The 25,039-nt window shown below is 42.9% G+C and carries 23 protein-coding genes and 1 riboswitch; of the genes, 17 read left to right on the forward strand and 6 right to left on the reverse strand.

Annotation, left to right across the window (positions count from 1 at the left end; genetic code table 11):
- Window positions 1-39 precede the first annotated feature (39 nt).
- Window positions 40-1,227 (forward strand): PucR family transcriptional regulator, encoded by a 1,188-nt coding sequence (locus ACZ42W_RS02535; protein WP_464168237.1) that lies wholly within the window; start codon window positions 40-42, stop codon window positions 1,225-1,227.
- A 146-nt stretch (window positions 1,228-1,373) separates the two neighbouring features.
- On the opposite strand, the gene ACZ42W_RS02540 is transcribed toward ACZ42W_RS02535, so the two are convergent.
- The 3 genes from ACZ42W_RS02540 to ACZ42W_RS02550 are packed head-to-tail and all read right to left on the reverse strand — an operon-like array spanning window position 1,374 to window position 4,231.
- Complete coding sequence (locus tag ACZ42W_RS02540) at window positions 1,374-1,904, reverse strand: hypothetical protein (RefSeq protein ID WP_464168239.1); 531 nt, start codon at window positions 1,902-1,904, stop codon at window positions 1,374-1,376.
- A gap of 28 nt (window positions 1,905-1,932) precedes the next feature.
- The gene (locus ACZ42W_RS02545) at window positions 1,933-2,715 is read right to left on the reverse strand and encodes an energy-coupling factor transporter transmembrane component T family protein (protein ID WP_464168240.1); all 783 of its coding nucleotides are present in this window, start codon (window positions 2,713-2,715) and stop codon (window positions 1,933-1,935) included.
- A 1-nt stretch (window position 2,716) separates the two neighbouring features.
- Entirely contained in the window at window positions 2,717-4,231 is a 1,515-nt protein-coding gene (locus ACZ42W_RS02550) for an ABC transporter ATP-binding protein (RefSeq protein WP_464168242.1), read from the reverse strand.
- Between the two features lie 77 nt (window positions 4,232-4,308).
- A riboswitch (cobalamin riboswitch) is annotated at window positions 4,309-4,482 on the reverse strand.
- Window positions 4,483-4,740: 258 nt separating this feature from the next.
- On the opposite strand from ACZ42W_RS02550, the gene ACZ42W_RS02555 reads away from it, so the two are divergent.
- The 7 genes from ACZ42W_RS02555 to ACZ42W_RS02585 all read left to right on the forward strand — a co-directional run bounded on the left by ACZ42W_RS02555 (window position 4,741) and on the right by ACZ42W_RS02585 (window position 11,849).
- The gene (locus ACZ42W_RS02555; protein ID WP_464168244.1) at window positions 4,741-5,475 is read left to right on the forward strand and encodes a [Fe-Fe] hydrogenase large subunit C-terminal domain-containing protein; all 735 of its coding nucleotides are present in this window, start codon (window positions 4,741-4,743) and stop codon (window positions 5,473-5,475) included.
- Window positions 5,469-6,053, forward strand: a complete 585-nt coding sequence (locus ACZ42W_RS02560) for an EAL domain-containing protein (protein WP_464170840.1) — start codon at window positions 5,469-5,471, stop codon at window positions 6,051-6,053. Before ACZ42W_RS02555 ends, ACZ42W_RS02560 begins: the two co-directional genes overlap by 7 nt.
- Before the next feature lie 177 nt (window positions 6,054-6,230).
- On the forward strand, window positions 6,231-7,805 hold the full coding sequence (locus ACZ42W_RS02565; RefSeq protein WP_464168246.1) for an ABC transporter substrate-binding protein: 1,575 nt from the start codon (window positions 6,231-6,233) through the stop codon (window positions 7,803-7,805).
- A 124-nt stretch (window positions 7,806-7,929) separates the two neighbouring features.
- A complete protein-coding gene (locus ACZ42W_RS02570; RefSeq protein WP_464168248.1) occupies window positions 7,930-8,946 on the forward strand; it encodes an ABC transporter permease in 1,017 nt (338 codons plus the stop codon).
- 5 nt (window positions 8,947-8,951) lie between these two features.
- Entirely contained in the window at window positions 8,952-9,884 is a 933-nt protein-coding gene (locus ACZ42W_RS02575; RefSeq protein WP_464168250.1) for an ABC transporter permease, read from the forward strand.
- 13 nt (window positions 9,885-9,897) lie between these two features.
- Entirely contained in the window at window positions 9,898-10,884 is a 987-nt protein-coding gene (locus tag ACZ42W_RS02580) for an ABC transporter ATP-binding protein (RefSeq protein WP_464168252.1), read from the forward strand.
- A complete protein-coding gene (locus ACZ42W_RS02585; protein ID WP_464168254.1) occupies window positions 10,881-11,849 on the forward strand; it encodes an ABC transporter ATP-binding protein in 969 nt (322 codons plus the stop codon). The genes ACZ42W_RS02580 and ACZ42W_RS02585 overlap by 4 nt, the downstream gene beginning before the upstream one ends.
- Before the next feature lie 181 nt (window positions 11,850-12,030).
- Here the strand turns inward: ACZ42W_RS02585 and ACZ42W_RS02590 are convergent, their stop codons facing one another.
- A complete protein-coding gene (locus ACZ42W_RS02590) occupies window positions 12,031-12,840 on the reverse strand; it encodes a MerR family transcriptional regulator (RefSeq protein WP_464168256.1) in 810 nt (269 codons plus the stop codon).
- Between the two features lie 167 nt (window positions 12,841-13,007).
- Between ACZ42W_RS02590 and ACZ42W_RS02595 the strand changes: the two genes are divergently transcribed.
- From ACZ42W_RS02595 to ACZ42W_RS02635, 9 genes are all read left to right on the forward strand, one after another.
- Window positions 13,008-14,615 (forward strand): FAD-dependent oxidoreductase, encoded by a 1,608-nt coding sequence (locus tag ACZ42W_RS02595; protein WP_464168258.1) that lies wholly within the window; start codon window positions 13,008-13,010, stop codon window positions 14,613-14,615.
- Between the two features lie 144 nt (window positions 14,616-14,759).
- Entirely contained in the window at window positions 14,760-15,104 is a 345-nt protein-coding gene (locus tag ACZ42W_RS02600) for an FMN-binding protein (RefSeq protein ID WP_464168259.1), read from the forward strand.
- Window positions 15,105-15,273: 169 nt separating this feature from the next.
- The gene (locus ACZ42W_RS02605; protein ID WP_464168260.1) at window positions 15,274-16,428 is read left to right on the forward strand and encodes an ABC transporter substrate-binding protein; all 1,155 of its coding nucleotides are present in this window, start codon (window positions 15,274-15,276) and stop codon (window positions 16,426-16,428) included.
- An 18-nt stretch (window positions 16,429-16,446) separates the two neighbouring features.
- Window positions 16,447-17,334 (forward strand): branched-chain amino acid ABC transporter permease, encoded by an 888-nt coding sequence (locus ACZ42W_RS02610; protein WP_464168262.1) that lies wholly within the window; start codon window positions 16,447-16,449, stop codon window positions 17,332-17,334.
- 1 nt (window position 17,335) lies between these two features.
- A complete protein-coding gene (locus ACZ42W_RS02615) occupies window positions 17,336-18,280 on the forward strand; it encodes a branched-chain amino acid ABC transporter permease (RefSeq protein WP_464168264.1) in 945 nt (314 codons plus the stop codon).
- On the forward strand, window positions 18,277-19,038 hold the full coding sequence (locus ACZ42W_RS02620; protein ID WP_464168266.1) for an ABC transporter ATP-binding protein: 762 nt from the start codon (window positions 18,277-18,279) through the stop codon (window positions 19,036-19,038). The genes ACZ42W_RS02615 and ACZ42W_RS02620 overlap by 4 nt, the downstream gene beginning before the upstream one ends.
- 2 nt (window positions 19,039-19,040) lie before the next feature.
- Entirely contained in the window at window positions 19,041-19,775 is a 735-nt protein-coding gene (locus tag ACZ42W_RS02625) for an ABC transporter ATP-binding protein (RefSeq protein WP_464168268.1), read from the forward strand.
- 214 nt (window positions 19,776-19,989) lie between these two features.
- Entirely contained in the window at window positions 19,990-22,161 is a 2,172-nt protein-coding gene (locus tag ACZ42W_RS02630) for an LUD domain-containing protein (protein WP_464168270.1), read from the forward strand.
- Window positions 22,158-23,174 carry an LUD domain-containing protein gene (locus tag ACZ42W_RS02635; RefSeq protein ID WP_464168272.1) on the forward strand — a complete coding sequence of 339 codons (1,017 nt, stop codon included), beginning with the start codon at window positions 22,158-22,160 and terminating at the stop codon, window positions 23,172-23,174. The genes ACZ42W_RS02630 and ACZ42W_RS02635 overlap by 4 nt, the downstream gene beginning before the upstream one ends.
- A 185-nt stretch (window positions 23,175-23,359) precedes the next feature.
- Here the strand turns inward: ACZ42W_RS02635 and ACZ42W_RS02640 are convergent, their stop codons facing one another.
- Together ACZ42W_RS02640 and ACZ42W_RS02645 are read right to left on the reverse strand one after the other, a co-directional pair.
- Window positions 23,360-23,983, reverse strand: coding sequence for an acetate uptake transporter family protein (locus ACZ42W_RS02640; RefSeq protein ID WP_464168274.1), 624 nt, complete (start codon window positions 23,981-23,983; stop codon window positions 23,360-23,362).
- A 445-nt stretch (window positions 23,984-24,428) separates the two neighbouring features.
- Window positions 24,429-24,719, reverse strand: coding sequence for a LapA family protein (locus tag ACZ42W_RS02645; RefSeq protein WP_464168276.1), 291 nt, complete (start codon window positions 24,717-24,719; stop codon window positions 24,429-24,431).
- Window positions 24,720-25,039 lie beyond the last annotated feature (320 nt).

A 25,039-nucleotide genomic window follows, 5' to 3' on the forward strand; every position in this document is an offset into this window, starting at 1 on the left:
GTGATATATATCTAACTGTTTAAAGAGGATGATGCTTTTATGTCAACGACTAATATAAAAAGCTCATATTATTTATTAGAAAAAATGTTAGATGGTGGGTTACCTTTTCTTAGATCTTATTTGCATACAAAAATTGAGTACCCTGTAATTATTACAGATGCCCTAGGCCAAATTAGCTATCCTGATTTACTGAGCAGTGCTAATGATAAAAAGGGATTCTTTATTGATATTCCTGAATTTACAGAGGACTACTATTATGAACCGTATAAGTCTTGCCTTTATTATGCTATTCAGCACAATTCAACGATTGGGTATGTCATTGTTGAAAACCTCCCCAAGGAAAGGATTGATACCTCTCTAATCGTTATTAAAGAAGGGGAATTAGCGTTAAAGTATTATTTTTCACTCAATAGTAAAAAAGAGGAAGATCCTAAACAAAGCTTGTCTTCGAATTCCTTTACCCCTGCAGATATCAATATCCCTGAACAACTTAAGTTATACGAACCAACTATGGATCCAAACAATTACTACTTTGTCTCGGTATTAGAGGTAGAGGAAGGATCCTCAGACTTAAATTGGAATACTTTACGCTTGAATATCTATTCAACTATGCAGAAAGAAAATACAGAATATGTGAGCTCTATCATAGCACCCGAACGCTTAATCACTATTCACAGAGGTAATCCCGTGGATAACCCCATGGATATAGACCCGAATTGGCCAGGTCAAGAAAACTTAGAAGCAACCAAACAGACCCTTGAAGAAAAATTTAATTTTGGCTTTTCTCTCGGTCTAGGCAAGGTTTATCCACCCTCAGATTTGCTCAAAAGCTACCAGGAGGCATGCATTGCCTTAGCTTTATCTAATTTAGTGGGCGAAAAACATTCGATTCAATATTTTTCTCAATTAGGAGTTTTCACACCCATTTTTTCTCTTGATCTTAATAGTATCAGAAATTACTGTATGCAGATTTTGGGGAAAGTAATTGAACATGACAAGCAATTTGGGACTGACTTTATTGGTACCCTGAGAATTCTACTAGATAATGCGTGTAGTTGGACAACAACCGCTTCCAAACTATATGTCCATGTGAATACCGTATATTATCGAATGTTCAAAATTGAAAGACTGCTCAATGTAAATTTTTCTTCCTATCAAACCCGGATTCATCTTTATACTGCAATTAAAACGTGGGATGTCCTTCAAAAGTGTGAACTGATAGAATAACCAGTAGAGCTAATAAAAGAAAGCAAATGAAGAGGCTGCTACACCATGAACAGAAACGTTCGTTGCGTAGCAGCCTCTTCATTTGGGCTCTCTATAATTCTAAGTCTTTAAAAGGCTCCGGTTGACAGGAGAGATACCTTTTCGTCTTAGAGCAAGGATGATTTTTGTAAGGCACCGTAAACACTTTTTGTCAAGATGCTTGCAACGATCGTTGCTACGAGGGTGGTTAGTGATGAACTTAAAAGTGCGATCTTCCAGTCGAGATGAATGACATAAATCAATCCGAGCATAACGCAAAAGTTACCGGTAACATTACACCCGATCTGAGCCAGTATATGGTGGCTTAATTTCTCCATGGAAAACTTCCTTGCAATTAATGAATAGGAAATGGAGCCGATGGTATTGGCGAAAATAAAGAAAAATGCGAGAGGGGAATAGGCTGTTGCCATGGCTACAATGGCTTCCAATAAACCGGAGATAATACCTGCCGGCTGTTTGTACATTAAGACGATGAGACCAGTAAAGAAGGCCCAGCAGGTTCCATTAAAAAGTAATAGGGTAGGGTCCAAAATACCGTCGATACGTCCTGTTACCTGCATCATAATCAGGAATACGATCCCTACGATGACGGAGCCTACTAAAGCTTTTGTGTCTGTTCTGAATAAACTTTCTTTCATTTTTAACTCTCCTCCTAAAATTTTGTGATTATATAAATGGTAATAGCCTGCTAACAAGATGGAGGGTTATTACCAATAACATCGTAACGATTAAAGCGATATCGTACTTCTTAATCGATAGATTTGAAGAAAAGGTTCGGGTTTTGCTCCGACCATAGCCTCTTAACTCCATTGCTAAGGCTGTCTCTGTCGAACGTCTGACAGCGCGGTATAAAAAAGGCAGGAAGGTTGGAATAATGCCTTTGATATTGTCCCAGACGCTTTCTATTTTAAGGCCTCTGGTGCGCTGACTATCGATGATGGAGATATATTCATCTTTCATTAGAGGGATGAAGCGGACGCCCAGTCCCACCAACATGGCAAAGCGGTAGGGAATTTTGAATTTCATGAGCATTAAGGTGAAGTCAGTGGGTGAGGAGGATGTAAAAAACTGCATACTTGCAAAGACAATAAGGGTGGCCTTCAGTAGACCGGTAATCGTGAGGGGGATTGCTTCACTGTAGATTTTGAAGATGCCCCATTGGTAGATTAGAACGCCTTCCCTGCAGAAGAGCAGTTGAAGGATGAGTAGCTGGAGTCCCAAAAGTAACATGATTACAATCATGACCTTATACTGCTTCAAGGAACCCGTTAAGATAAGAGAGGCCGTAAGTCCCACTAATAAAACAAGGCATAACTGAATAGCAGTTTCCAAACTCAGTGCAAAATAGATCATCAGGGCATACCAGGCTAGTTTTGTCCGAGGATCCAACGTATTTATAAGTTTTATATTTTGTTTTTCCTTTTGTTCAATGCCATAAGAAAGTCCCATTCTAACCCTCCTCAAAGGAAATAACAGGTTTGAAATTTAGCCCCAGGTCTTTTAGCGTATCAAGATGCTCCTTGAGATCATTTGTTGAGATATCCAGTTGAAGGCGATGGTTATGCAGGGCAACTAACCGGTTCGAATAGTTTTTAGCCATGGTTAGGTCGTGGGTAATAACCAGGATTGTTTTGCCATTCTTGGACAGCTCGGCTAGTTTATCCATGATCATATATCCTTGGCTTTCGTCAAGGCCCGAGGTCGGTTCATCGGCGAGGATGAATTCCGGATCACTGACGAGGATGGAGGCTAGTGCCAAAAGCTGGCGCTGACCGCGGCTTAAGCGTTGGGGATGCATTTTCTTATAGTCAAGCAGCCCCACAAATCCTAGACACTCATCAATTTTTTGATCAATTATTTCATTTTGCTCACCTCTTAACTTCAGTGAAAATCCAACCTCTTCTTCCAGGGTGCTTGCAAAAATCTGATAGTCAGGGTTTTGAAACAGAAAGCCCATGTGCGCACGAATCTCTGTAAGGTTTTCTTTATTTAGAGGTTGGTTAAAAACTTTAATCTCACCCTGAGAAGGCTTTAATAGACCGATGAGCATTTTGGCTAGGGTTGATTTTCCGGACCCATTTAATCCGATGACGGCTAAGAAGTCGCCCTTATGAATTTTTAAATGAATGTCTTTACAACCGAGCAAATTATTTTTGTACTGGTAGGAGACATTTGTAATTTCGGCTATGATTTCCCTCGGCTTACCGTTGTTCGTCAAGGAAGTGGCGCATTTCAGCCTTCCTTTTCGATGTTCAATTTGTTCCTTGTAATATTCCGCAGGCAAATACTGTTTGAAAATTTCGCCGTCCCTCATATAGAAGACTCTGTTGGCATAGTTAAGGACTTCCTCAATTCGGTCCATGACCAAAACAAGGGTTAGATTCTGAATTTTATTTAACTGACCGAGCCGCTTATATAGCTCGAAGCGGCCCAAGGGATCCAGTTCCGCGGTTGGTTGGTCAAGAATCAAAATAGGGGCATTGAGAGCCAAGACACCGGCCAAAACAACACGCTGGGCCTGCCCGCCTGAGAGCGAAGCGGTCTGTCTGTTTTCATAGCCCGTTAGACCTACAAATTCCAAAGTGTTTTTAACCGTCTGATCTATTTGTTCCAGGGGGATTTCTAGGTTCCCGAGGCCGAAGGCAACATCCTCGTATACATCCAGACTGATGATTTGGTTTTGAGGTTCCTGCATCATGTATCCCACATAGTCGGACATTTTATTGAGGGGTATGTCCTTGATATCTTGACCCATGATAGTGACTTTCCCCGTTAATTCCGCGCTATGGTAGTGAGGGATAGCGCCTGTGATCGAGTGCAGCAAAATCGATTTTCCAGAGGCTACATCTCCTGTAATGACGATGAAATCTCCCTGATTAATTTCAAGGTCAATATTTCTGAGTGCTGGTTTTTCTTCATGCGGAAATACGAGTTTCTCGATTTTGATCGTTGCAATTGTTTTCATGGCAGCTCCTAAAGCATAAAAAATTATAAAAAAAAGTCCCAGCTTTATAAAAAAGCTAGAACTTTACCATTGTCCATCTTCGCGATATTTTATAGGCAGGTCTCCTGACTTATAGACTAAGATGTACGCCTTCCCAGTTATCCCAGTGGCAAATGCACATCGTCAACATCTAATTACAGTGGTGGGTCCGTCCAGGATTTCTACCTGGTTCCCTATTATCCCTTGCGGGCACCTAAAAAATGATGTATTCAGTTGGCTTAATGTTAGAATAGTAAAATGATTTTGTCAATAGGGGATGAAATAATCATGACATAGGAAATTGCAAAAACAGCCAAGGTTCCTGCCATCAGCAGGAGCCTTGCTTATTATACGGGATTAAGAAGGATTAGCGCAATCTGTGTCGAATATTGGGAATAGTATTGCAATTCAAAACGCTTAACTGATGCTTATGGGTAATGAAATAAACTGCAAGAGGAACATATGAGTAAGTAAGGATAAGGGGCTTTTCAATGAATGTTGAAGTTTTACTTACGAATAAAAAACTATGTGTAGGTTGTAATAAATGTATAGCTAAATGCCCGGTCAAAGCAAACGTAGCGTTCTTAGATAATGGTGAAAATCGGGTTAAAACTGACCATTTGAAATGCATTCACTGTGGGGCGTGTATAGACGTATGTGATCATAAGGCCCGAGATTTTGCTGATGATACTGAGAGGTTTTTTGCTAACTTAACACGGGGAATTGGTATTTCTGTCATTGCAGCTCCTTCTATCAGATATAACTTTCCTAATTATAAACGGTTATTTGGTTATTTAAAGTCCTTAGGGGTAACGCTTGTTTACGATGTGTCGATCGGTGCAGATATCACGACTTGGGCTTATCTAAAAACCATTGAGGAGCAGAAACTAGATTCAATTATTGCTCAACCCTGCCCTGTGATTGTGAACTACATTCAAACATACCGCTCTGAACTGATTAAGTACCTTGCCCCAATCCAAAGCCCTATGATGTGCACGTCAATTTACTTAAAAAAATACAAAAGGATTGACGATAAGATAGCATTCTTGTCTCCTTGTATCGGCAAAATCGATGAAATCCAAGATAAAAATTCGATGGAACTCGTCAATTATAATGTTACCTATCAAAAAATGGAGGCCTATTTTGAAAAGAATCATATTGACCTCAACGATTACCCAGAGGTAGATTCGATAGCTGGGTTGTTGAATCAGCGATTGAGATATTAGGGAAACATCCTGACGTATCAGTTTTCGTAAACATCTCGGCATCGAGTCTTGGAGATACAGAATTACTGAAATTCATTGAGAGTAGAATTAAAGAGAGTAATCTTGAGCCTTTCCGAATTGGGTTTGAAATCACTGAAACTGCAGCAATCAGGGACTTAGATCATGCAGAACATTGGATTCAGAGGTTAAAACAAATAGGGTGTAAGTTCGCCTTAGATGACTTCGGAGTAGGCTTTCTGACGTTCAATCATCTAAAAAGGTTGCCCGTAGATTATCTTAAAATTGATGGAACCTTTATTCGGAATCTCGACGCTAGTCCTACTAATAATGCATTGGTACATGCCATCAATGCAGTTGCTCATGCCCTTGGTAAGGCGACCATTGCTGAATACGTTGAGAATGAGGAAATATGGACAATTTTACAAGAACTAGAGATAGATTGTGTTCAAGGATATTTTTTAGGAAAACCTATCCCTTTCGTAGACCAAAAAGTTGAAATCGGGTCAAGCTTATATATGGCTAAGGATATGGAGGCAACGGCAAGGGACAAAGTAGTTAATGCTTATTGTCATTTTTAAAACGAAAGACACAATCGGGCAGGATATATGCCCGATTTATTATTTAATTAATCAATACAGAAAAAGATTATTTTAGTAAGAATATGTATTGACAGAATTTTATGGAATGGTACTATTGAGATAGCACAAAGTTAGAATTATTTCTGTGTTCTAGATTAGAAAAAAGGAGAGAAGAAAGTGAAAAAAGGGAAAAAGATTATTGCTCTTGCCCTGAGCGTGCTTTTAGTCGGTATTACTGTTGCTGGTTGCGGCAGTAAAGCAAGCACGAATACAGCAAGTAGCGACACCAAATCAAAGGCTAACGATACCTTGATTTATGCGCAGGGCGCAGAGCCGAGAGGACTGGATCCGGCCCTCGTCGACGATGGGGAGTCAGCCAAGGTCATGATCAATATCTACGATGGGCTCTTAAAGTACAATAAGGATTCCACAAAGGTAGAACCCTCCCTGGCTAAGAGCTGGGATGTAAGTCCAGATGGTCTTTCCTATACGTTCCATCTCCAAGAAGGAGTTAAGTTCCATGACGGCACCGATTTTAATGCTGAGGCCGTGAAGATTAATATCGATCGTCAGATTCCTCCGCAGGTTACAGCGGATATGGCTTATGGTCCTTTCGTTTATGGTTCAGTAAAAAATGTTGAGGTCGTGGATAAGAATACCGTTAAAATCAATTTAACGGAACCTAGTACTCCCTTCCTCAGCAATTTGGCTATGGTCATGGGCGCACCGATCGTTAGTCCCAAGGCTTTAAAAGACAATAACAACAATGTCAACCAAGCACCTGTCGGAACTGGCCCCTATAAATTCGTAAAATGGGCGAAGGACGAAAACATTGTTTTAGTCCGCAATGATCAATACTGGGGGACCAAAGCTCTTACCCAGAATGTCATCTTTAAATTCATTAAAGACAACTCTGCACGTGTCGTTGCTCTGAACAACGGTGAGGCTGATATCGTTGATGGTATCGATGCGACAGTGGTTAAGCAGATCACGGATGCACAGAACAAAATCTTCCAAGCTCCAGGTATGAATATCAATTACATGGCTTACAACACCTCCAAAGCACCTTTCAATGATCCTAAGGTTCGGAAAGCAATTTCTCAAGCCATTAATGTTCCTGAAATGGTAAAGAGCCTGTATCAAGGATACTCCGAACCTGCGACCTCCATTCTCCCGACTTTCATGGAAGGTTATGACAAGAGTATTTCCCAAGTAGCCTATGATGCTGCAGCCTCTGCTAAAGCATTGAAGGAAGCTGGTTTAACTTCCGTACACATGATCACCTATACCAATCCAAGACCCTATAACTCCGCCAACGGTCAGGCTCTTGCCGAAGCCATTCAAGGTTACCTTTCCAAAGCTGGAGTGACCGTCAAAATTGACGCTTTTGACTGGACTACTTATAAACAAAAAATAAAAGCGGGCGATTATGATATCGCTTTCTATGGTTGGATCGGGGATAACGGGGATCCTGACAACTTTATGTACCTGTTAGCTCACGAAGACCGCAGTATGAATGTCGCTATGTATAAAAATGCCGAATTCAACAAGTTAATCGCCGATGGGATAAAAACTCCTGCAGGCCCAGCGCGCAATGCGATTTACACCCAGCTCGAAAAGATTGCTGCGGCTGACGCTGCATGGCTCCCGATTTCCCATGCTCAAACACTTGTTGCTTACAGACCGAATGTCCAAAATTTCTACTTCCATATGACGGGTATTGCTCCATTGGTAGGAGTGTCCAAAAAATAATAAGTATCAAATAATAAGGTAGGCTGCCGAGAACCGGTATTTTATATCGGTTCCCGGTTTTGCTTTTTTCTGGTGCTAAAAGGAAAAATACACCAAATGTCACATGAGCTGAAAGGTGTTGCCAATGCTTAAATATATCATTAAACGGATTTTGATGTTAATTCCTGTGCTGATTGGTGTTTCTATTATTGTCTTTCTGATTATGCGCGTCTTTTCACCGGACCCTGCTCCAATTGTTTTGGGTGAGCATGCAACTCAGCAAGCGGTCGAGGCGTGGCGACAAGTGAACGGGCTGAACGATCCGATTTACCTGCAATATTTTCATTTTATTACGGGTGCCTTTACAGGTGACCTGGGTATGTCCTACTATACTAAGGCGCCCGTCTTTAAAGAGATTATGTCGCGTTTCCCCGCCACGATCGAGTTGGCCTTGGTTTCCATTATCTTGGCTTCGATTTTTGGGATTCTCATCGGAGTCATTTCTGCAGTAAAAAAGAACTCCATTTTCGATAATGCTGGCATGTTCCTGGCGTTAATCGGTGTTTCAATGCCTATCTTTTGGCTCGGTATCTTGCTGATTATTCTTTTTTCTGGCTCTTTGCACTTGCTTCCCTCAAGTGGAAGAATCGATCCGCTGCTGCAACCAGCAACTGTGACTGGATTTTATCTGATTGACAGCCTGATAGCAGGCGATGGGGAGGCCTTTCTCGATGCCTTGCAGCATTTGGTGTTACCAGCAGTTGCCCTGGCGATGTATTCTATGGCCATCATTGCCCGGATGACTCGTTCAAGTATGCTGGATACCTTGCAGCAGGATTATATCCGTACGGCAAGGGCTAAGGGTATCTCCGAAAGTAAAGTCATTCGCAAGCATGCCTTTCGTAACGGATTGATTCCGATTGTTACTGTTATCGGTCTACAGTTAGGGAGTCTTCTAGGCGGTGCCGTACTGACGGAAACGGTGTTCTCCTGGCCAGGGATTGGCGCGTATACCGTGGCCTGCATCCTGAAGTCCGACTTTCCTGTGGTCCAGGGTGTCGTATTGCTTGTTGCTACGGTTTTCGTGCTGGTGAATTTATTGGTCGACATAATCTATGCGTTTCTCGATCCGCGTATTAAATATTCTAAGAAAGAGGGGTAGCTTGTATGAACAAAGATAATATCTCGAAGTCAGATGAAAATCTGGTACAGGCTGCCGAATACGTGGAAAAACCGGAATCGCAGCTGAAGGAAATGTGGGAAACTCTCAGGCAGAATAGGGCCGCTGTCGTCGGCTTGTGTATCATCGGAATTCTTGTGCTGATTGCTGTGGCTGTCTGGGTGAGCGAATTATTTGGGAAACAGATCTTGCCTTATGATCCCAATTATTCGGATATGACTAAAAGCTTTATAAAGCCAAACGCCGAGCACTGGTTCGGAACAGACCAGTTGGGGAGGGACTTGTTCAGTCGAATCCTTGACGGTACGAAGATCTCTCTGTTTGTTGGTGTTAGTGCGGTTGCCATCTCGCTTTCGATTGGGGTTGTGTTAGGCGCCCTCGCGGGGTACCGTGGCGGAAAGACGGATACGATCATCATGCGCATGATGGATATGATGCTGGCCATCCCCTCCATTTTGCTGGCTATCGCTTTTATGGCGGCCTTGGGCAAGGGACTTGACAAAGCGGTTATTGCCATCGGGCTTGTGTCCATTCCAGAGTATGCCCGTATCGTACGGGGGAGTATTCTGTCTATCAAAGAAAATGATTACGTTCAGGCGGCAAAGGTCATCGGCAACAAGGACAGCCGTATTATTTATAAGCATATTTTACCGAATATTATTTCCATGATTGTTGTTCGGGCCACCCTTGGTATATCCACCGCTGTGCTCGATACCGCAGCACTTGGCTTTTTGGGTCTGGGCGTTCAGCCACCCTTTGCTGAGTGGGGTGATATGCTGGGTCGGGCAAGGGGTTTTATTTTCACTGCGCCCTACACCTTGATTTTCCCCGGTATTGCGATCACCCTTACCGTCTTGGCGTTTAACCTGCTTGGTGACGGGCTCCGGGATGCGCTGGATCCGAAATCCAGAATAAAATAGGGTGGTGAATACGATGTTGTTGGAAGTGAAAAATTTAGTAACGGAATTCAAACTGAAACGTGGTACGGTTAGGGCCGTCGATGACATCAGTTTTACCATAGATAAGGGCGAAATTCTGGCCATTGTCGGGGAATCTGGCTCCGGAAAAAGTGTGACCTCCCTTTCTATCATGGGGCTTTTACAGAACCCCGGCAAGATTGCGGGGGGAGAGATTTCCTTCAAATCTCAGGATTTGACGAAGATGAGCCAGAAAGAATTGCAAGACATTCGTGGTAATAAGATTTCAATGATTTTCCAGGAACCGATGACGTCTCTGAACCCCGTCTGGCGAATTAAAGATCAGATCATGGAAAACATCAGGACGCATATGAAGATCTCCAAGAAAGATGCCTTGAAACGCACGATTCGAATTCTGGATACGGTAGGGATACCTTCTCCAGCGGAACGTGCCAAGGACTATCCGCACCAGATGAGTGGCGGCATGCGTCAAAGGGTCATGATTGCGATGGCACTTTCCTGCGAACCTGAACTTTTGATTGCTGACGAACCGACCACGGCACTCGACGTGACGATCCAGGCTCAGATTCTAGAGCTGCTTTATAATATGAGGCAACAGTTCAACATGGCTGTTTTGCTCATCACGCATGATTTGGGCGTGGTTTCTGAAGCGGCCGACCGTGTCATCGTGATGTACTGCGGCAAGATTGTTGAAGAAGCCGATGTGAAGAGCCTTTTCAAGAATCCCCTGCACCCCTACACCGTCGGTTTGTTAAATTCCATTCCTCAAATCGAGGATGACAGTGATGAACGATTATATATGATTAAGGGCATGGTGCCTAATCCCTTGCATATGCCATCTGGCTGTTCCTTCTCCGATCGCTGCGACCGCTGCATGGAACGATGCACGAAGGAAATGCCAGAACTACAGGAGATTGACGGACATAAGGTGCGTTGCTTTTTATATAACGACACCAAGGAAGGGGAATTGAGTGCAAAATGAGCGAAGTATTGATGGACATTCAAAACCTTTCCAAGCATTTCACCGTCGAGACAAATATGTTCGGCAAGCCTGTTTCTGTGTTAAAAGCAGTGGACGAGGTGTCCTTTACCATTCACAAAGGGGAGGCCTTTGGTCTGGTCGGGGAATCCGGCTGTGGGAAAACCACTCTGGGTAAAATCCTCGTTAATCTTTACAGCCCCACAAAGGGTAAACTTTTTTTCGAGGGCAAGGAATTGACTGCGCTGAATGAAACGCAGCGTCGCTCCTACTGCAAGGATATCCAGATGATTTTTCAGGATCCTTACGCCTCTTTGAACCCCAGGATGACGATTGGCGACATCATCGCTGAACCCATCATCATCAATAACCTTCTGCCGATGAATAAAGTGGAAGAACGGGTCATCTATCTATTGAACTGTGTGGGTCTCGCGCAGCATCAACGGAATCGCTATCCGCACGAATTTTCCGGCGGTCAGAGACAGCGTGTGGGCATTGCCCGCGCTCTGGCAGTGGAGCCCAAGCTCATCGTCTGTGATGAACCGGTTTCTGCACTGGATGTTTCCATTCAGGCTCAGGTGTTAAATTTGCTGGACGATTTAAAAGAGGAGTTCGGCCTGACTTACCTGTTTATCGCTCATGGTTTGAACGTCGTTAAGCACATCAGCGACCGCGTGGGTGTGATGTATCTCGGGAAGCTGATGGAGATCGCACCGAAACGGGAGCTTTACGCGAATCCTCTCCATCCTTACACCCAGGCTTTGCTTTCTGCAATCCCCATCATTAATCCGGAGAAGAAAAAGGAACGCATCATCTTAGAGGGAGACGTTCCCAGTCCGATTAATCCACCCTCCGGCTGTCGCTTCTGTTCTCGTTGCTTTAAGGAACTTGAGCGTTGTAAACTCGAGGCGCCGGTAATCAAAGAAATTTCTCCCGACCACTGGGTTGCCTGCCATTTATTTGAATGAGGCTACCGAAAAACAATGTGCTCAAGCGAGCAGTAAAAGAGATCCGATTCGCCTTTTGAATCGGATCTCTTTCTATTTTTAGAGGATAATCTGTATACCACAATTCCTCAAATCTGTTCGGAGTTGGCTTACGGGCATCCCGAAATCTTATTTAATGAAATCTCTCTTCATTTTCTTACGCTTAATTAGTATAGATCGGAATATTTAGCTCTATATAGGTTTGATCTTGCAGATTAACTTTTTCAGTAACAATTAATTTTCCAATAATATCTCCAACCACAGTATAATTATGTTCTTTTAAATAATCTATTGCGAATTGAATAGAGGACTTCGATAGGAATTCCTCAGTTGTTGTTAGAACAGTGGATAGATATGTTTGAGCGCTGACATATTCAGTAGTATCATCAATTTTAAGATCAAAATATTGCATTTCATCTTCAAAAATAGCTAGCCCCCAAGTACAGTTTAAACGGTTTTCCTCAAAAAAAGCATTTTTTTCCACCCTGAAAGAACGAAATGAATAGGGTAAACTATTCATCCAAGTGTTTATAACATCCTTCAGCGAACTATTTTTTAGTAAAATGTTTTGGTTTGTTTGTTTTACGCGGTAGATACCGGGTAATTTTTTTATTTTGAGTTGATATAAGGAAGAATCTATTCCTGTAATATCTTTTTTTACTTCTAAGATTTTATTTAGAAGTAATGTGTTCATCTTGATTTTTCTTTCTAGATCCAGTTGGGTCTCCTCGATCTTTGCAGTTATTTTTTCTAAGGATGGATTGTTGACAAGATCAGCCACATCATTCAAAGAAATCTGGAAGCTTCTGTACCATCTACTCATTAGTAGTTTTCTAGCGTCTAAATCGTTGAAATATCGATAATTGTTCTGTTTGTCTTTAATTGGTTTTATAATACCACGTTTTTCATATAGTCTCAGAGTATCTACCGTTATTCCGAGTATCTCGGAAAACTCTCCGATTGTGTATTTCATTCATATTCTCCTTTATTCAATAAAGATTACATGAATATAATTTAACTTCATTATACTTTATTCTCGTAGTTTGTTAAAGATGGTACAAAAGTCCTTGACCTTGGTGCAGGACCATAGTTTATTGTTATCTTGTTACAGACGAAAATAATATAGAAGGAGGAAAATCAATGGAAAAGAAGTCCCGATTTAAAAGTATACTCTCGATATCTCTTAGCGTATTGTTAGTTCTCGCAATGATTGTCGGTTGCTCCAAACAGGTATCACAAAGTTCAAATGCAAAAACAGAGAAATTGCAGACTGATGTTGTCGTCGTTGGAGCAGGAGCTTCTGGCGTATCCGCAGCAGTAGCCGCGGCGGACAAAGGTGCCAATGTAATTCTACTTGAAAAAACAGCAATTATCGGAGGAGCCAGTAATATTTCCTGGGCAGGTAAATTTATTAACTCAAGTGTAGCTCTTCAAAATAATTTAAAGGTTGACGAAGAAAAGATTATTTCCGATTGGATCGTTATGAACCACTGGAGAGTTGATGCTGCAGATCTTAGACAATATATCACGAATTCAGGAGATACCTATGACTGGTTAGCCAGCAAAGGATATCCAACAACCTTTCTTAATTTTCACGGTGAACAGATGCATATGCTTCCTGCATATGAGCAACGTCAGGACCTCTTGAAAAAAATGTTGGCTAATTCGGTAGAAAAGATTGGCGGTAAGGTTCTTACTCAAACAACCGCAACCAAACTTTTGAAGAATGATAAAGGTGAAGTTACCGGCGTCGTAGCAACTAAGAAAGATGGTACTACCCTGGAAATAGCCTCTAAGAATGTCATTATGGCGACAGGCGGTTATGCCGGAAATAAAGAAATGGTCAAAGAAGCATCTGGATTTGACCCGATTCTCGGCGGACTTTCCCAGAATGTCGGTGAAGGGTTAAAGATGGCTTGGGACGCTGGGGCTGAGAAACCGGTTAATTTTGGAATTCAAATGTTTCACCAGACTTTAAGCAAAGCAACGGATAAATTGAATGGTCAATATAGTCCGGATAAAGCGAGCTACCCGTTAATGCTGGATTATCTTCCTACATTAATGAACGTTAGTCCTTCAGGTGCAAGATTCAGAGATGAATCTGCCGTCATGGTTCCAGATGCCGCTTCGAATACGAGCATCTACCAAGGACAGGTTCACTATACAATTGTATCTAAATCTCAAGTTGATGCCTTGGTGAAGGAAGGGATGAAAGGAATTAAAGCTCCTGCCCTGCCGGCAATGCCTCCGGAATTCTATCTTGCTTGGAAGGATAAATTTAAATTAGATAATCCATGGACTGATGCAGATAAGGTTTTAGAGTCTATGGTAACAAACGGAGATGGCTTCAAAGGCGCTACGCTTGAAGAATTAGCTATAAATGCAGGAATGGATCCGACTACCTTAACCCAAACATTTAATAATTATGAACAGGCTTGTAAGGCTGGAAAAGATACTGATTTTGGCAAAGCTGCTTCATTATTAGTCCCCTATGGTGCAGGCCCGTATTATGCTATTCCTGCCCAGATAAATAACTTAGCTTCTGTTGGTGGGTTAAGCGTTAATAAACAATTCCAAGTATTGAATTCCAAAAAAATTCCGATCAAAGGATTATATGCAGTAGGTTTGGAAACCGAGGGTGTATTATTCAGTGATGCCTACATCGGTAACGGAGATGGCATCGGTTATGCCTTTACTTCTGGACGTATGGGTGGGGCGTATGCAGGTGATAATGCCTTAGGAAAATAATAAAATCTATATCAAAGGTAAATAAAGTTTGTGATCTTTACAAAGAGGGCTTCATTGCCCTCTTTATAGAGTATTGAATAAAACACAGTTAATATTTAGTTGGATTGTCCAGTAAATTGATTCTATATAATACAGGAGGAAAAGATGAAAAAAATACTAATATTATTTGCAGCAGTAGTACTCATATTTACAGTAGTAGGATGTTCAAGTGGCGCGAAATATAAGGATGGGACATATTCAGCTGTGGGCAAAGGTAAGGGCGGAGATGTTAAAGTAGAAGTAAAGGTTGCAAATGGAAAACTATCGGAAATCAATGTTCTCGATAATAAGGAAACACCCGCAATGATCGACTCTGTTGAAGATGGTTTAATTCCTGAGATTATTAAAAAGCAAACTACTGAGGGTGTTGATACTGTTTCAGGAGCAACATTGTCTAGTAAAGCAGTATTAGAGGCTGTAGGCAAGGTTCTAAAAGATGCTGCGAAATAATTCTTAAACAAATAAAAACGACCAACAGCTCAAATAACGAGAAGTTGGTCGTTTTTATTTAGTAAATATTTTTGCTATTAGTAAAAATTAAGAAGGTTTTCTATAAAATTCGACGAATAATAAGTCTATTATGTAACACAATCAGAATAAGGAAGGTGTATTTATAACAATGAAAAAGAGAATTACAAAGTTGTTTACTGGAATGTTAATAGGAGCACTGCTACTAACAACAGCTGGATGTGGAGGGTCTTCAGCTCCCGCAGCAAGTTCAGGTTCACAAGGTGGAGGAGTAGCTAAGCTCGGTGTCGTCGCCTATATGTCTGGAGGCGGAGCTGCCTATGGTCAAGCCATTAAGGAAGGCTTGGATCTCGCTAAAGATGAAATCAATGCGCAAGGCAAGGTTAAAATCGAACTCCTCTATGAGGATTCACGTGGGAACAATACCGAAGCGATTAATGCGGTTAATAAACTAGTCAATAAGGATAATGTCGTTGGAATTATTGGGCCAACCTTAAGTGGAGAAATGTTTGCGGCTGGCCCGGTTGCCAATCAATCAGGAGTTCCAATCATGGGAACTTCAACCACGGCCGAAGGAATAACTGAGCTTGGTGAATTTGTCTTCCGGAATGCTTTGCCTGAGTCATCGGCAGTTCCGCAAGCCGTCAAGAAGGCGGTTGAGAAATATAACTTGAAAAAAGTAGCGGTCATGTATTCCAGCAATAACGACTGGGCAGTGTCTGGTTATAAGACCATTGAGAAAACCCTTAAGGAGATTGGCGTAGAAATTATCGCTACTGAGACCTTTGCAGATAAAGATACAGATTACTCCGCTCAGTTGACAAAGATTGCCTCATTAAACCCAGATGCCGTGATGGTATCAAGTCTCTATCAGGAAGCAGCTCTTGTCTTAAAGAAAGCAAGAGAAATTGGGATTATGGTTCCCTTCGTCGGAACGAATGGCTTTAACTCTCCAGAGTTAATCAAAATCGCCGGAAAAGCAGCAGATGGAGCAGTCGTTGCAAGCCCTTGGTATCCTGGTAAAGAAAACGATAAGATTAAGAAGTTTGTAGCTGACTATAAAGCAAAATACAACAAAGTGCCTGACCAGTTTGCAGCTCAAGCTTATGATGCGCTTTACATCTACGCTAGTGCTTTGGAAAAAGCCGGAACAACCACAGACCGCAAAAGATTGCGCGACAGCCTCGCTAACATTAAAGATTTCCAAGGTGTTACCGGGAAGTTTGCTTTTAATGAAAAACGGAATCCGTTGATGGAAGCTACTGTCTTGATCGTTAAGGATGGTCAGTTTACCGAACTAAAATAAACTTTAGGAGTGAAGATCTTGTTCTGGCAGCAATTGGTCAATGGTCTGACATTAGGAAGTACGTATTCATTAGTTGCTTTGGGATATACCCTAATCATGGGGGTCCTAAACATTATCAATATGGCTCACGGTGAGATATTTATGTTCGGAGCCTTCATCGGCTTAATTATGGTGAACTATCTAGGGGTAAATATCTTTGTGGCTATGATTGGTGCAATGGTGGCCGGTGCGTTGCTAGGAATTCTTATGGAAACGCTTGCCCTGCGTCCCTTGAGACGCCGGGCCGTTTCTCATCTGGCTCCTTTAATTAGCACGATCGGGGTATCCATCTTTCTTGAAAATCTGGCTTTAAAGGTTTTTGGACCGCAAACACAGGCGTTTTCTGCGGGAGCTTTATCCGGAGTTCAGATGCAGCTGGGTCCAGTTCAGATTACTCTCGTCCAAGTTGTAATTCTGGCGATATCCTTTGGTTTGATGGTTATTCTTCGTTTTTGGCTGTCTAAAACGCGGGTGGGTAAAGCCATCCGAACAACTGCGGAGAGCATCGAGACAGCTAATCTGCTTGGTATCAATACGAATAAGATCATCTTGTTAACCGTCGCCCTCGCTTCAGGGTTAGGTGGAGTTGCCGGAGTTCTGGTTGGGCTCTCCTTTAATGCAATTGAACCCACGATGGGCTTGAGCATGGGCTTGAAAGGGCTCGCTGTTCTGATTCTTGGCGGGATGGGCAATATCACCGGAGCAATGGTGGGAGGGCTGATTTTAGGGATCGCCGAAGTCTTTACAGTTGCTTATGGTGCCTCGTCCTATCGAGATGCTATAGCCTTCGGTATGATTATTCTGATCTTATTTATTCGTCCTCAAGGACTTTTTGGATCTTCGTCGCGGCAAGGAGGGCGTTTTTAAAATGGCAGTTATATTGAACCAATATTATCTTCAGATTGCGATGTTCGTCTTGCTCAATGCCATCCTCGGGGTGAGCATTTATATGACGCTATCGACCGGGCAGTTATCTCTGGGAAATGCCGGATTCATGAGCATTGGAGCCTATACGGGTGCGATCCTGACTATAAAAGCAGGCTTACCCGTTTATTTGGCTGTCCCAGTCGGTGGTCTTGCCGCCAGTCTTATTTCCATAATTATCGGCTTCCCAGCGTTACGACTGACGGGGATTTACCTAGCGATTGCTACGCTTGGCTTTGGAGAAGTTGTTCGTGTTATCATTTTAAACTTAAAAATTACGAATGGTGCCTTAGGGATATCGGGAATTCCGACCCTTGGATTAAAGTTTGGTAAATTGCTTTCTTCCTTGGGTTTGTCCGAGGGAATCGGAGGATTAACCCCTCAGCAGACCAGTAACTTGCTGGTATTAGCTGTTCTCCTCCTCGTTCTCGCTTTTCTGTTCTTTTTCTGTGTAAGACTGAATAGGTCGAGAGTTGGGCGGGCGTTTGCCGCTATTAAAGCGGATGAGCCAGCAGCCGAAGCCATGGGGATTAATACGACCTATTACAAGCTACTGGCCTTTGCTTTAGGGGCTTTTATCGCCGGAGTTGCTGGTGGTCTATCTGCGCATTTAACTTATTTTATCGGACCGAAAGATTTTGCCTACCATCGTACTGTGGAAATCCTTACTTTTGCTGTCTTAGGTGGAAGCGATTTAATTATTGGTCCAATCATCGGGGCCTTACTCCTCACCTTGCTCCCTGAACTGTTACGCTCGGCTTCAGAATACCGAATGATGATTTACGGAGCGCTTATGGTTGCTATGATGGCCTTTCGGCCTCAGGGCCTCATTAGTGAGGATACTGTTCGTTTCTGGAAGGGTAAGCTTAAAAGGAGGATTAAGCAATGACGTTAGTCCTTGATCAAGTCAGTAAAAGCTTTGGTGGTTTGAATGCGTTAAGCGATATCAGCTTTAAGGTGAATGAGGGAGAAATCTTAGGGATTATTGGTCCAAATGGTGCAGGAAAGACAACGCTCTTTAACCTCATCACGGGGATATTCCCTCCCACTGAGGGAAAGATCACCTATAAGGGTAAGAATTTGCTAGGAATACGACCGTATAAGGTTACGGCATTAGGCTTAGCTCGGACCTTCCAGAATATCCGTTTATTTGGCCATTTAAGTCCTTTGGATAATGTCATGGTCGGGGCACATTGCCGAACTAAGGCTGGAGTATGGACGGGATTATGGCGCACTCCTGCCCAGTGCAAGGAAGAGAAGAAGACCAGAGAACGCGCTCTGGACCTACTTAAGTTGGTTGGCATCGAAGAAGTCACAGATACGCCTGCGGGTTCGCTACCCTATGGGCAGCAGCGTCGTTTGGAGATTGCCAGAGCGCTAGCCACAGAACCCGATTTAATCCTGCTCGATGAACCTGCAGCGGGGATGAATGAGAGTGAAACCGAAGACCTAAGTCTTCTGATTAAGAAAATACAAATGACGGGTAAGACCGTCATTTTGATCGAACATGACATGAACCTGGTAATGAACGTTTGTGATCGACTCGTGGTGATTAACTTCGGACAAAAGATTGCCGAAGGTAATCCGGCTGAGATTCAGCAGAACCCGTCGGTCATTGAGGCTTATTTGGGCCGGGAGGAGGCGTAGAGATGCTGAGGATTAGCGGTTTGACAACGAGTTATGGCAGTATTAAAGCAATCAAAGGGATTGATATAGAGGTTCCCGAAGGCTCGATTGTATCCCTTATCGGGGCGAACGGTGCTGGGAAAACGACCACAATGAAATCTCTTGTTGGGCTTCTCAAGCCTCAGGCCGGGCACATTAAGTTTCAAGGCCAGGAGATACAGGGCTTAGCCCCGCATAAGATCGTAAACCAGGGAATGTCTTTGGTCCCAGAAGGCCGGAACATATTATCCGGGATGACGGTCTTGGAGAACTTGGAAATGGGAGCTTACCAAAGAAAAGATAACGACGTTCAAGCCGATTTAAAAAAGGTTATTCAGCGTTTCCCTATCTTAGAGGAACGTAAACAGCAATTAGGGGGGACCCTTTCCGGAGGGCAGCAGCAAATGCTTGCAATCGCCCGTGCTCTTATGGCAAGACCTAAGCTTCTATTGCTTGATGAACCCTCTATGGGCTTAGCCCCTCTGGTCGTAGCTGATATCTTTAAGGTTATTCAGGAGATTAATCAGGAAGGTACGACTATTCTCCTCGTTGAGCAAAATGTTCGTCAGGCCTTAAAGATTGCCCACTATGCCTATGTTCTAGAAACAGGAAAGATCGTCCTGCACGGAAAGGCTCAAGAGGTCGCTAGCAATCCTCGCGTGGTGGAAGCCTATCTGGGCGGAGCGAAGGTAGATTCCCAAGTGTTAGTTAGGTCGTGACTTGTTAGTAAAGTAGTACCTCGATAAGATTAGTTGTGGCGAGGCCATCGAGGGAACGTAGGGAACGTAGGGAACGATCCCTGTGTCGTTCCGAAAGGTTGGAAATCCCTCTTTCGGTATTGCACGGGGCAATTCCCTACATTTTTTGGCATTTTGATGTTTTGCATTTTATGATTTCGGTATTTTGATAATCCAAGAGAGGAGATGTTAGACCATGAGTAATCAAACCTATAAAATAGTAAAGAACAAGGTCACTGAAGGGCTTCATGATATGGAGTCTCGGAAGGGAAGATTGCGTGCTTTTGATGTGATTCGTCCGGCTATGCTTAAGATGGTTCCGAATTATCCCGAGCTTTCCAACCGGTTGCGTGGTATCAAAGAATACAGTATGAATCATTTGGATGAGGTGATCGCGAAAGCGCAGAAGTCCTTGGAGAATAAAGGGTGTAAGGTGTATCTCGCAGAAACGACGGAAGATGCTCAGAAGTATATCGCAAGTCTAATTCCAAGCGAGGGATTGGTGGTTAAGTCTAAGTCGAATGCGGGTAAAGAAATCAATATCTCGCATTACCTCGAAGATCGTGGCGTGACGGTCGTGGAAACCGATCTCGGAGACCGAATTAATCAGCTGGCTAAGTGTGAAGCGAGTCACTCTCTGGCACCTGCTATCCATATTCCTATCGAAAAAGTGACTGAGCTTTTTTCGGAAGAGGCAGGAACAACGTTAGAGTGCACTCCTGAAGCGTTGGTGGTGTCTGCCCGAAAAGGACTCCGTGATTTTTTAGTTAAAGCGGATGTGGGTATCTCGGGAGCGAATGCGATTGCAGCTGATACGGGAAGTGTTTTCGTAACTGAAAATGAAGGTAATATCAGGGCTGTGACTATGATGCCTAAAGTCCACATTGTGATTGCAGGCGTGGAGAAAATAGTATCCACCCTCGAAGATGCCATGCAAGTGGTACGGGCTGCAGCGGTCTATGGCGTGGGTCAGGATATCGGGACGTATGTTTCCGTGATCTCCGGGGTAAGCGAATCTCTTGATCCTGATCTTAAGGAGCTCGTGCAGGGTCAAGGTCCAAAAGAGGTGCACATCGTCTTATTGAAGAACGGTCGTAAGGAAGCGATCGAAGCAGGATTTATAGAGTCTCTTTACTGTATTAACTGTGGGAGTTGTCTGAATTTTTGCCCGGTTTATGGGGAAGTCGGCGGCAACTACGGGTATAAGTATCTGGGGGGACGCGGTATAGTCTTTGCTGCCTTTCATGATGGTCTGGCAAAATCCGAAGAAAATGGCTTATCGCTCTGCATCGGTTGTCAGAAGTGTCAAACCGCATGCCCAGTCCAGATGTCGACTCCGGACATGTTATGGAAGCTTCGCCAAAAGGTAGTGGCCAAAGAAGGGGTAGGCTGGAAAAAAGATTTCATCTTCTCGACGCTCACCAAACCTCAAGCCTTGCCGACGGTAAGCAAGCTAGCGACTACGTTCGGGAAGCTGGCTTTAAAAGAGTCGAAGATGGGGATGACCTCCCGCTTGTCTTTAGAGTCCTTTGGTTTACCGAAAGAACGCGTGATTCCTCGATTCTCAGGAAAGTCCTTTGAGGAAACCGCGCATCCCAAAACGATTGCTAAACCGATTAAAAAAGTAGGTTTTTATCCTGGATGTGTTGTGAATTATACCGAACCAGATCTTGGTGAAGCTCTTCTTCATGTCTTGGGAGAAAACAATGTCGAGGTCAAACTCGCCAAAGAAAATGTTTGCTGTGGAATCCCCAGCATTGTAAGCGGTGATCTGGCCCATGCCAAAGCGATGGCTTTGAAAAACATCGAGACCTATAGTTCTTTTGATATGGATGCTTTGGTTTTTGTTTGCCCGAGCTGTGCAGTCGCTTATAAAGAAGAGTATCCTAAGCTTTTTGCGGAGGAATCACCAGAGATTCAGGATAAAGTGAAGAAACTCGCGAGGAAGGTTAAAGATATTAACGAGTTTCTGAGCGAAGATATCGAGTTAAAGCTTCCCAGTCAACAACTCCTGGAAAAGGTGACCTATCATGATCCCTGTCACCTCGCCCGCAGTATGGGAGTAAAAAAGGAGCCACGGGAAATTATTCAGAAGATTCCTGGAGTCGATTATGTGGAAATGCAGGATGCCGATGCGTGCTGTGGTTTCGGCGGATCCTTTAGCTTAAGCTTCTATGAACTTTCGCATCGAATTAATGAAGGTAAATTACAGAACGTTGCCGATACCCAAGCCACCACACTGGCTACGAGTTGTCCCGGGTGTATGGTGCATTTCCGTGATGGGATTGCTCAGCACGAGATGAAGCAAAACGTTTCTCATGTAGTCCAGATTCTAAGCCGAGCCTATGGAAGGAGATCAGAAGTATGAGCAGTACGAAAGTTCAAGCTATCTTAAAGCAAATCGGTTCTCGCCGCGAAATACTTCTTCGAGAGTATCCTAATTTAGCTAACCAAGTACAGGAAATCAAAAGTACGGTAGCAAATAACCTCAAAGCCCATGTGGAGAAGGCAACTTCCTCGTTAAAGGCTAAAGGCTGTCATGTGATTTTTGCCAAAGATGCTGCGGAGGCACAAGAGCAAATCCTAAAAATCCTAGCGGGAAATCAGCGTGTAGCCATGAGTAAGAATCCTATTTTTACCGAGATTGCTCTGAGAAATTATTTAAAATCGCAGCAGGTTGAAGTTCTGAATACCGATCTGGGAGAGAGGGTTGCCGGGACTGAAATCGACGTACATCCTTGGATTGCTAGCATCAATACGTCAATCCCGAATAGAGAATGGGTAACTCAGGTTAAGGATGAAATCAAGGAGCAGGTAGCGCATGTAGAGTATGGAATTACAGGGGCGGAGGCGATTGTTGGACAAAATGGAACCCTTGCCCTGTTAGAAAGTGAGGGGAATGTACGATTCACCTCGAATCTTCCGTATAACCATATTGTGGTGATAGGAATTAATAAGATTGTTCCTGCACTCGAAGATGCCTTAGCCGTATGCCGGGGGATTAGTGTGTATGGGCTAGGAAGGGATCTCCTTAACTATATTTCCTTCATCCATGGTCCTAGCCGCACAGCGGATATCGAGTTTAAAATGGTTCAGGGTATGCACGGCCCCAAAGAGGTGTATGTCATCTTACTGGATAATGGACGCTTGGCAGCGGCTGAAAGCCAGGAGTATGAGGTGCTTAAATGCCTACACTGCGGAGGTTGTTTGGTCGATTGTCCAAAATATCAAGCTGAAGGATTAGAGAAGGGATACCATTACACTGGGAAAAGAGCGCAGATCCTGGCAAGTTTCTTAGCCGGGTCAAAACAAGCCGATGATACGGATTGTGGAGAATGCTCATTGTGTAATCAAAACTGCCCTGTGGGTATATACGTTTAGATTGGCGGACGGAGGCTGTTGCAAAATTGTAAATTTGAACAGTTAATCATAGGGAACGGCCCCTGTGTCGTTCCGAAAGGGGCAAATTTCTCCCTTTTCGGAATTTCACGGGGGCTATTCCCTGCATTTTTTGCGCATTTTGACCTACAAAATATATGAGATGAAGGTATTTTTAGGTCCTTATTTCAAGAATTCTGAACTCTTTTTACTACTGTAATTGGAGGATGTGCACTTAAAAGCGGTGGCCCAAATTTAACGATTGTGCGTCCCAATTGTGTATTGAGTACTTCGCCTACAGCTTGCCATATAGCCGTTATTACAATTGGAACTAAAGACCAAGTGGCAATTGTCGCAAATACGGGGATTCCAAAAAGCTGAGAAAGCCCAGTACCTAAGAAGAAGATATCTGTTGTTATCATGAAAACTACGTTCACAAGGTTTTTATAGAAAGATGGAAGTGTAAAGCAAATCATATAGATTGCCATGAGCGTATAAACAAATCCCGTTACATCTGCAGTATTAGCCGGCATCAAATTCATCGGTTTTAAGAGATCTGCCCACATCGTCATGAAACAGAAGAGACTGAAACCTAACATAATATTCCCGCCTACAATCTGTCCATTGCGAAGTTCAATAACACCAACCGTAAATTGGACAAGTCCAGAGGCAAAACCAAGAGGGATCAATGCAGCCGCTAATGTATGAGACGCATAACCACTGGATATCGAAAAAACACCGATTAAGAGAAAACTTAAGACCATCAATCCGGCTGGATTAGGACTGGCAAAGGGATGATCGCTATTTGACATCGTTCTTCCTCCAATTTCCACTACATTATTCTCAAACCAAGAGTCATCAGTTTCTCGTTATACTAGCCCTTTTTAGACTATCTTCAGCAAGATCATGAGATACCTCCTTTACTCGTAATTCACCTTTTTCTATAAGGCAGTAGAGCTTAAGTCTGTGTCTTTCCCGGATTACGTAATTGACAAAAGGGGAAAATAACTTAAGTTGTTGCTAGTGAAATATAATGCAAAATTCACACCAAATTACCTGCAAACACATAGAAAATTTATAAAAAGAAGCCCCCAATTCGCTCATAGTAGGCGAATTGGGGGCTAAACTAATTATTCGAATCTATATTTAAGTTCCATAAGTTGTGATTTCCGTACAATTATTAGTTGGATTTTGAGATATTGTATCAATTTAAGACTTAACTTTTGGAGGGTAGATCATCGAATAGGGGCAAGAAAGTTACTCTTTAACCTTATTTTCATCACAGGGTTTACCCTCAGGTTTAACTTCCTGGTTAACTTCAGCTTTGATCTCAGGCTTAGCTTTGGCTTTTCTTTTGATTCTAAACTCGCGCCAAATCGCGATTAAAAAGACGATGATTGCGCCGGATAGCACTGAACCTAGAATAACAAGGACTAAGGGTACCTCAGCTACGATCCAGAATAAATTGATTGCTACTGGAGCAGCATTCTGGACTGCAAAGATAGCCACTAATAACGCAACTAGCAAGGTGAAAATCAATAAAATCATGCTCGCACCCCCTTTTTTCTCGAATTCGACTTTACTCTAAAAGAATCCTGCTTTTATCGTATTAATCCTACGAACTTTTAAACAAGAATATACAATTAAAGTGAGGAACTAACTATCTCTGATTCCATGCTTAAAGAAACGGGGTTATTCGTGATAGTTAGCAATAGAATAAACCTAGTATATGCAAATAATACAAGAAAACCCGTGCTTTAAAAGTCATGTTATAGAGAATTACAGAGAAAACTTGGGAAATAGGGAAATTTAGCAGGAATTATTGAGAATAAAATAGAAGATAAGGTAATAAGAACTTAAAAGTAAGA

This window comes from Desulfitobacterium elongatum (assembly GCF_055378975.1).